Source organism: Bacteroidales bacterium (assembly GCA_012517825.1).
Taxonomy (GTDB): Bacteria; Bacteroidota; Bacteroidia; order Bacteroidales; family JAAYUG01; genus JAAYUG01.
The window spans coordinates 1-7,170 of the sequence record JAAYUG010000009.1 but is presented as its reverse complement, the minus strand read 5'-3'; the positions used below and the strand labels follow the sequence as shown (position 1 = coordinate 7,170).

The 7,170-nt window shown below is 43.4% G+C and carries 5 protein-coding genes; 2 read left to right on the top strand and 3 right to left on the bottom strand.

Going from position 1 to position 7,170, the window contains the following annotated elements; all coding sequences use genetic code 11:
* On the top strand, positions 1-357 hold a 357-nt coding region (locus GX419_00800; protein ID NLI23229.1), incomplete at its 5' end, for a 2-C-methyl-D-erythritol 4-phosphate cytidylyltransferase.
* Positions 358-368: 11 nt separating this feature from the next.
* Here GX419_00800 and GX419_00795 read toward each other — a convergent pair.
* Together GX419_00795 and GX419_00790 are read right to left on the bottom strand one after the other, a co-directional pair.
* Positions 369-1,067 (bottom strand): DUF2807 domain-containing protein, encoded by a 699-nt coding sequence (locus GX419_00795; protein ID NLI23228.1) that lies wholly within the window; start codon positions 1,065-1,067, stop codon positions 369-371.
* Positions 1,068-1,278: 211 nt separating this feature from the next.
* Complete coding sequence (locus GX419_00790) at positions 1,279-4,107, bottom strand: insulinase family protein (GenBank protein NLI23227.1); 2,829 nt, start codon at positions 4,105-4,107, stop codon at positions 1,279-1,281.
* A gap of 225 nt (positions 4,108-4,332) precedes the next feature.
* Here GX419_00790 and GX419_00785 point away from each other — a divergent pair, with 225 nt between their 5' ends.
* Complete coding sequence (locus GX419_00785) at positions 4,333-5,994, top strand: long-chain fatty acid--CoA ligase (GenBank protein NLI23226.1); 1,662 nt, start codon at positions 4,333-4,335, stop codon at positions 5,992-5,994.
* A 161-nt stretch (positions 5,995-6,155) separates the two neighbouring features.
* Here GX419_00785 and GX419_00780 read toward each other — a convergent pair whose 3' ends face one another.
* Positions 6,156-7,142, bottom strand: a complete 987-nt coding sequence (locus tag GX419_00780) for a hypothetical protein (protein NLI23225.1) — start codon at positions 7,140-7,142, stop codon at positions 6,156-6,158.
* Positions 7,143-7,170 lie beyond the last annotated feature (28 nt).

Below are 7,170 nucleotides of genomic sequence, written 5' to 3'. Positions count from 1 at the left end.
TTGGTTTCGGTCGAAACCATAAAGCGTACCTTTGAGGCGGCAGGAAATTCAGGCGCAGCTATTCCGGTTCTGCCCCCTGCCGATTCTCTGCGAAGGGTCGCTCCCGATGGCAATTACCCTGTCAATCGCAGCGAGTATGTGATTGTACAAACCCCTCAGGTCTTCCGCTCCGAAATACTCTTCGAGGCCTACCAGCAGAATTATGACCCGTCTTTTACCGACGACGCTTCCGTTGTTCAGAAAGCTGGATTTCCTATTTCCCTCGTGGAAGGAAATCCTGAAAATATTAAAATTACCTCTCCTGCTGATTTGAAAATGGCAGAGTTTTTACTTCAAAACCCCAAAAATAACCTATAGGCTGAAGTTTTTTATTCTTCGTCTTCAACAGTAGCTTCTATCTTGCCTCCTAAACTGGTTTTGATAATTTTTTGCTTCGGGTTCCCCTGGAAGCCAATCCATCCGCCTGTGGCAGCCTGCGCATTCAGTACCTCTCCGGCATATACCTTGGCTTTGGCTTTGGTCGAAACCTTTACTTCTGTCTCTTTGCATTCAACACCATACCCGGAATATATACCCCCTGAATTAGCCGTAATTAACTGAGAATCTGCTTTCCCTGAAATATAAATCAGGCTTCCTTGCCCAATCGATGCTTCCAGGTTCTTAACATCCACATCTACATAAATGTTTCCTCCCGTAGAGGCTTCATAAACAACCCTGTCGGCCTTCAGCGGAACTTCAGAACGCACATCAGCTCCTCCCTTGCTGTGTATTTCATACAGCTGAACATACGTTACAATAACTCTGACCGACTTGGCCGCGGCAAAAATATCTTCCGCCATACTGATTTTCAAGGTTTTATTGGTAACTTTCGTCGTAATTTTGCCCGGATCAATCTCCTGACTCTCAATTATCACCTTCTCTTTATCCCCCTTAATCAGATCGACAACTACCTTTCCGAATACATCAATCTTATCAAATGGCTCTGCCGAACGGGCCTCGGTTTTTTGCGCATATCCGTAAAAGGAAATTCCAGCAAGCAGTATTCCTGCAATCATCAGTTTTTTCATAACCACAAAATTTTGTTCCTCATTTTATACGCAAAAATAATGCCCCGGTTTCTTTCCTGTGCATTTTGCGGTTACAAAATACCGAACAGTGCCAAAAACCGGAGCATTACCTGCAATCGCTGTCCGTTTGCTGTTAACCTGGAAACGAACAGCTGCCATAAAAAATGAATACTTTACAGCATCAATAAAAAATTCATCTTACCGCTGCAGGCTAAAACACGTATTGCACTACTTCACCAATTCCTGTTGCCTGAACTTTTGGCAGTTGGGTAGCCGCATCACCTGCAATAATATAAATCATGCGGTTTGGATTCAGGTACTTCTTTGCCAAAGCATGATATTCATCCAACGTGATCTTCTGCAAAACATCCAATTCTTTCTGAACGTAATCAACGGGTAAATTGTACAATGCTATATTGTCCAGAATATCAACCAATGAACCCAGAGTTTCAAAATTCATGGCATTCGACCTGAGCAGGGCATTTTTTGTAAATACCAGATCTTCTTCGGTCGTTTCGGTCGGATATTTCTGAATCGACTCATGGAAAATCCGCAACGATTCTTCCGTAGTATTGGAACGCACGCTGGCCCCTGCTATAAATAGGCCAAAATTCTTCATCCCGTTGAAATAGGAAGAGGCCCCATACGTATATCCTTTCTCTTCACGCAGTATCATGTTCAGAACACTGTTAAAATTTCCTCCCAACCGGTAATTCATCACTGTTGCCGGGTAAAAATCAGGATGATTTCTTGGTAAACCCAGACAACCTATGCGTATGACCGATTGTTTGGCTCCGGGCACATCAACAAAATAGATGACCGGTTTTTCAGAGCTTGCCGGAGACTTTACTGCAGGCAGTACAACCTTTTCTGCAGGCCATTTTTTCTCAAAAACTTTCATCGAAGCCAGAACACGTTTTCTGGCAGGATATCCGGCAATTTGAAAACTGGCTGCATTCGGAGCGAAATTAGAGGAGTAGTATTTTTTAACATCGTCCAGTGTAATGAGAGCTACTGAACTTTCGCTACCAGCCACCGGAAACGACAGTATATGATCCTTCCCAAAAAGAATTTGGTTGTAGGCAATTTGCGCCTGGTACTCCGGACTGGCTTTCCGTTGTGTTAATGTACTGATTGTCCGTTTTTTATAAATCTCAAACTCCTTAGGATCCCAGCGGGGTTCAAAAATCATTTTGCCCAAAAGGTCAAGTGTCTTTTCAAAATTCCTGTCTAAACAGGAAACTTCAAAAAAGATCGCTTCAGGTGCCGCATAAACATTTATGGATGAACCCAGCAATTCAATGGCTTCTTCCAGTTCCTGTGCAGTCATATCCTTTGTACCTGATTTCATCATAAGAGCTACCAGATTGGCTACTCCGGGTTTTTCCGGGTCATCCAGTGTCTGGCCACCTTTGAGTATCAGGCTGAATTGAACAAGCGGAAGCTCAGTTTGCTCAATGCCCGTAATGCTGATTCCGTTTTTGGTCTGTGCCTTCCAGATTTTGGGGAGAGTTACCACCGGCTCCGGTCCCAGAAGAGGTTCTTTTGAACGGTCAAGTCGCGTGGGAGTTTTCTGGATAGCTCCTTCCTGCTCTGAGGAAATTGGTTTTGCTTCCATAGCCTGTTCCACATTCTCTTCCTTGATGCCTGCTGCAACTGACCCCTCGGTTGCCAGTTCCGGTTTTCCTTTTGGAACAAAACTGGCCATAACATAATTCTTACCCTTTATATACTGTCTGTAAACCCTCCAGATATCTTCCGAAGTGACGGCCATCAGACTGGCCAGATCCTTTTCAATATACCCCGGATCACCGGCATATTCATTATACCGGGCCAGGTTGAAAGCCTTCATCAGTACAGAACTGATTCCCTGATAAAACTGCGTTTCTAACTTGGCTTTTATCCTTTCCACATCTTTTTCTGTAAATCCCTCGCTTTCAAAACGTGCAAAGGCTTCATTGATGGCTGATTCCACAGCATCCAGATCCACTCCGGGGTTGGCCATAACCGAGATAGTGAATTTGCCGGCCAGCTCCATACTGTTATTGTACGCCATAACCCTTGGTGCCAGCTGTTTTTCTTCAATTATTACCTTGTACAGGGGCGATTTCTTACTGCCTGACAGCAGTTCCCCCAGAAAATCCAGTGCATATGCATCGCTGGTATATTCATGTATCGTTGGCCATACAACGGTAAGCCTTGGTGCATTGGCAAAATTGTCTTCATGGTAAAGACGCTTTGTCTGATCAAGGCTTACATCCATTTTTGGCAGATCCGAAACAGGATTCCCTGCAGGAATCTCCCCGAAATATTTCTCCACCAGATCTTTCACCTGAACCGGATCAATATCTCCTGCAATCACAAGAGTTGCGTTGCCGGGTATGTAGTACTTCCTGTAAAAATTCTTGACATCCTCAATCGTGGCATTCTGCAGATCCTCCATCTCCCCGATAACCTGCCAGCTGTATGGATGTCCGTCAGGAAAAAGATGTTTGTCAATTACATAGTTGGTAAAACCATACGGTGTGTTGTCCATCCGCTGGCGTTTTTCATTTTGCACAACATTCTGCTGATTGGCAAACGAAGAAGGAGTAACCGTGTTGAGCAAATACCCCATTCGGTCTGACTCAAGCCATAATACCAGTTCAAGAGCATTTTTCGGCACAACTTCATAGTATACCGTCCCGTCATTTCCTGTCCCTCCGTTCAGATCACCACCGGCATTCTGAATCTTTTTGAAAAATTCATCTTCCCCCACATTTTCGCTTCTTTGAAACATGATGTGTTCAAAAAGATGAGCAAACCCTGTCTTTCCTTTCACCTCACGGTTTGAACCCACATGGTACTGAATAGCTACAGCAACCATCGGATCAGATTTGTCGACATGCAGAACTACTGTTAACCCATTGCTGAGCTGATACTTTTCGAACGGAATATTGAGCTTTGTTTGACCGGACTTTTGGCCCCATGCAAGGAAGGGGATCAACAACCCAAAAAACAAAAAGGCTCTGAATAAAGACTTTCGTGTTAGAGTTTTCATGGTTTATAAATTTTCCCGCCAAGGTACAAAGGATGCCAAAATATTGCATACTTTTACGCGCTTTTTTCTGTATTCCAGCAAACGAATGCATTTCAGATTAAAATTCAGGTGTGATATATCGGTCAATAACAATGAACAAACCGGGAAATTCACCCCAAAACTTGCCCATCCTGTTCAAAATCTTTTTATCTTGCTTTTTTAGAATTATTAAACCCAATTAGTATGATGCAGGTAAATTTTGTCGAAAGCCTTAACAAAGCCATTGTTTCCAATAAGGATAAACAGGCATTATCCGACTACAAAGGCAAAACCCTGACCTATGCCGAAGTCGGCCAGGCAATTGCTTCCTTGCACGCTCTGTTTAAAGAATGCGGCCTTCAGCAGGGAGAAAAAGTTTCCCTTATTGGGAAGAATTGTACCGATTGGGCAGTCGTTTACCTGGCTACTGTTACCTACGGTGCCGTTATTGTTCCCATCCTTGCCGATTTTAAACCTGCCGATATCCATCATATTGTGAATCATTCCGATTCCGTCCTCTTTTTCTGCGGAGAAAATATTTTCGAAAATCTTAAGCCATCTGAAATGCCGGCACTGAAGGCCATTTTTTCGCTGGGTGCCGACACTCTTTTGTATTCGCCTGAACCGGAAAAATATAACCAGATTCTTGCCCGGCGTGATGAAGGGATGGTCGCAATGCTGGGCCGGGACAAGAACGTGGATAACCTTCGTTTTCCCTCCGTTCCCAATGATAAACTGGCAGTTATCAGCTATACATCCGGTACTACCGGTTTTTCAAAAGGAGTTATGCTTCCCCATAACAGCCTTATGGCCAATATTTACTTTGCATGGCACCATATGCCCCTTCAACCGGGAGATAAAATCGTTTCTTTCCTGCCTCTGGCACATTCTTATGGATGCGCCTTCGAATTCCTGTTCCCCTTTACCCTTGGCTGCCATATTACTTTCCTCACTAAAATCCCTTCCCCTAACATTATTATTCAGGCCTTTCAGGAAATCCGCCCGCGCCTGATCCTCTCGGTACCGCTTGTTATTGAAAAAATCTATAAAAAACAGCTGATGCCGGTCATTACTAAACCGGTAATGAAAATTCTGCTGCATATTCCTCTTGTTAACAAACTTTTGTTTAAAAAGATACGCACAAAACTGGAACAGGTCTTTGGCGGCAACTTTCATGAAGTGGTCATCGGTGGCGCTGCTTTTAATGCCGAAGCTGAAGATTTCTTCCGGAAGATTGGTTTTCGTTTCACCGTTGGTTACGGTATGACCGAATGCGGTCCTCTGATCAGCTATTCTTCCTGGGATACCACTAAACTTCGTTCGGCCGGAAAATTGGTTGATACACTCGAAGTAAAAATTGACTCGGAAGACCCGTACCGAATTCCCGGTGAAATCCTCGTTAAAGGCGAAAATGTTATGATGGGTTATTATAAAAACGAAGAAGCCACTAAGGCTGCCTTTACCCCCGATGGATGGCTTAAAACCGGCGACCTGGGCCTGATTGATAAAGACCTCACAATTTTCATCAAAGGCCGCAGTAAAAATATGTTGCTCGGTCCCTCAGGCCAGAATATTTATCCCGAAGAAATCGAATCCCGGATCAATAACATCCCATATGTAGCAGAATCAGTTGTAATTCAAAAAGATAATAAACTGGTCGCCCTCGTTTATCCCGATAAAGAAGCAATGGAAAAAGACAATATATCTGACGAGGAATGGAGCCGGCTGATGGAAGAAAACCGCCGTATTCTGAACCATTCCATGCCTTCCTATATGGGAATCTCTGAGTTTATCCGTACCAATGAAGAATTTGAAAAAACCCCCAAAAGAAGTATTCGCAGATTCCTCTACGTAGGCCAGAACAAATAGAATTCTTTTCTAAAGAATCCATTATTATTCAGCGGGATTTCCTATCCCGCTGAATGTTTTTTGCTATTATAGAAGGCCTTGGTTATATCTCCCCGCTGAAACGAAGTGGAAGCGGCCCCTAGGGTACATTGCGCACGTTTTCATTCGCAATGTGGACTAAACTACCGGAACATCCTGCCAAAAAACAGGATGAGAAGCAGGAGAATAAGAACCCCGGTTATATAAAAAGCCCAGCGGTTTACTGATCTCGATTCAGCAACCATCTCAAAATTTATCCATTGCACTGTTTCGGGAACTTCCCATGTGCAAACATTTCCAGCTACCGCGTTTGCATTGGTATTCAGCAACAATCCGGGCATTCCTAAAGAAAACCTGACGTCATAGGTCATAAAGGTATAATTCCTGCATTTTGTCTTAAAAACAGGAAACGTGATCTGCCGGTTCTCCCAGAGTTTTATCAAACCTTGTCGCCCGGAAATAGATTCCAGATCCTGAAGCACAGCCATAATGAAATTTTCTCCGCTGTTCAGCGTGAAATCATAGCGAAGAGAATCTCCTTTTCCGCTAAATATATTATAGCTTTCATGTTGTTTAATTTCTTCCTCTATACGATTCCATACCCTGTCCTTATCACCAGATAAAACTTTCCATTCAACATTCCTTCCTTTTATTTCTCTTTCCAGTTCATTATAGAATTCCTCAAAGGCACTGTTGTATTCCCAAAGCGTGAAGCGCATTTCCAGATCCTTCTGCAGCTCCGACATTCTGGTACTGTCCTTTTGGTTCAAAACCCTGATTGAATCTTTCTTCATGGCAATAAGCCTGTCTGTTTCGCGTGAATACCCAATTTCCATATTCTCCGGCAGGGAAAGAAGACCAAGTTCGTCTATGGTAAGAAACCGGGTCACAGGAATACGTCGAAAGGGTTGAATGCTCAGCATGGTTTCCCTGTAATCAAAGTAAGTGTAAAACCAGCGGAATTTTCTTTTTAAAGAAACGTCCAGCGAGAAGATTCTTCCTGTGTCAGGATCAGCAAAAAAATAGGTTTTCATGTCCTTTACACTTTTAAACGATCGTTCAGCAATGAGAACCCACCGGCGTTCATCCCCTGTATCTTTTCTGAAATTCGTACTCCAGCTGGAATCCAAAGGCTGAATTATTTTTTGTGTGATAACT

Coding starts and splice junctions, on each gene's coding strand:
- GX419_00795 (NLI23228.1), bottom strand. CDS start 1,067: ATGAAAAAACTGATGATTGCAGGAATACTGCTTGCTGGAATTTCCTTT.
- GX419_00790 (NLI23227.1), bottom strand. CDS start 4,107: ATGAAAACTCTAACACGAAAGTCTTTATTCAGAGCCTTTTTGTTTTTT.
- GX419_00785 (NLI23226.1), top strand. CDS start 4,333: ATGCAGGTAAATTTTGTCGAAAGCCTTAACAAAGCCATTGTTTCCAAT.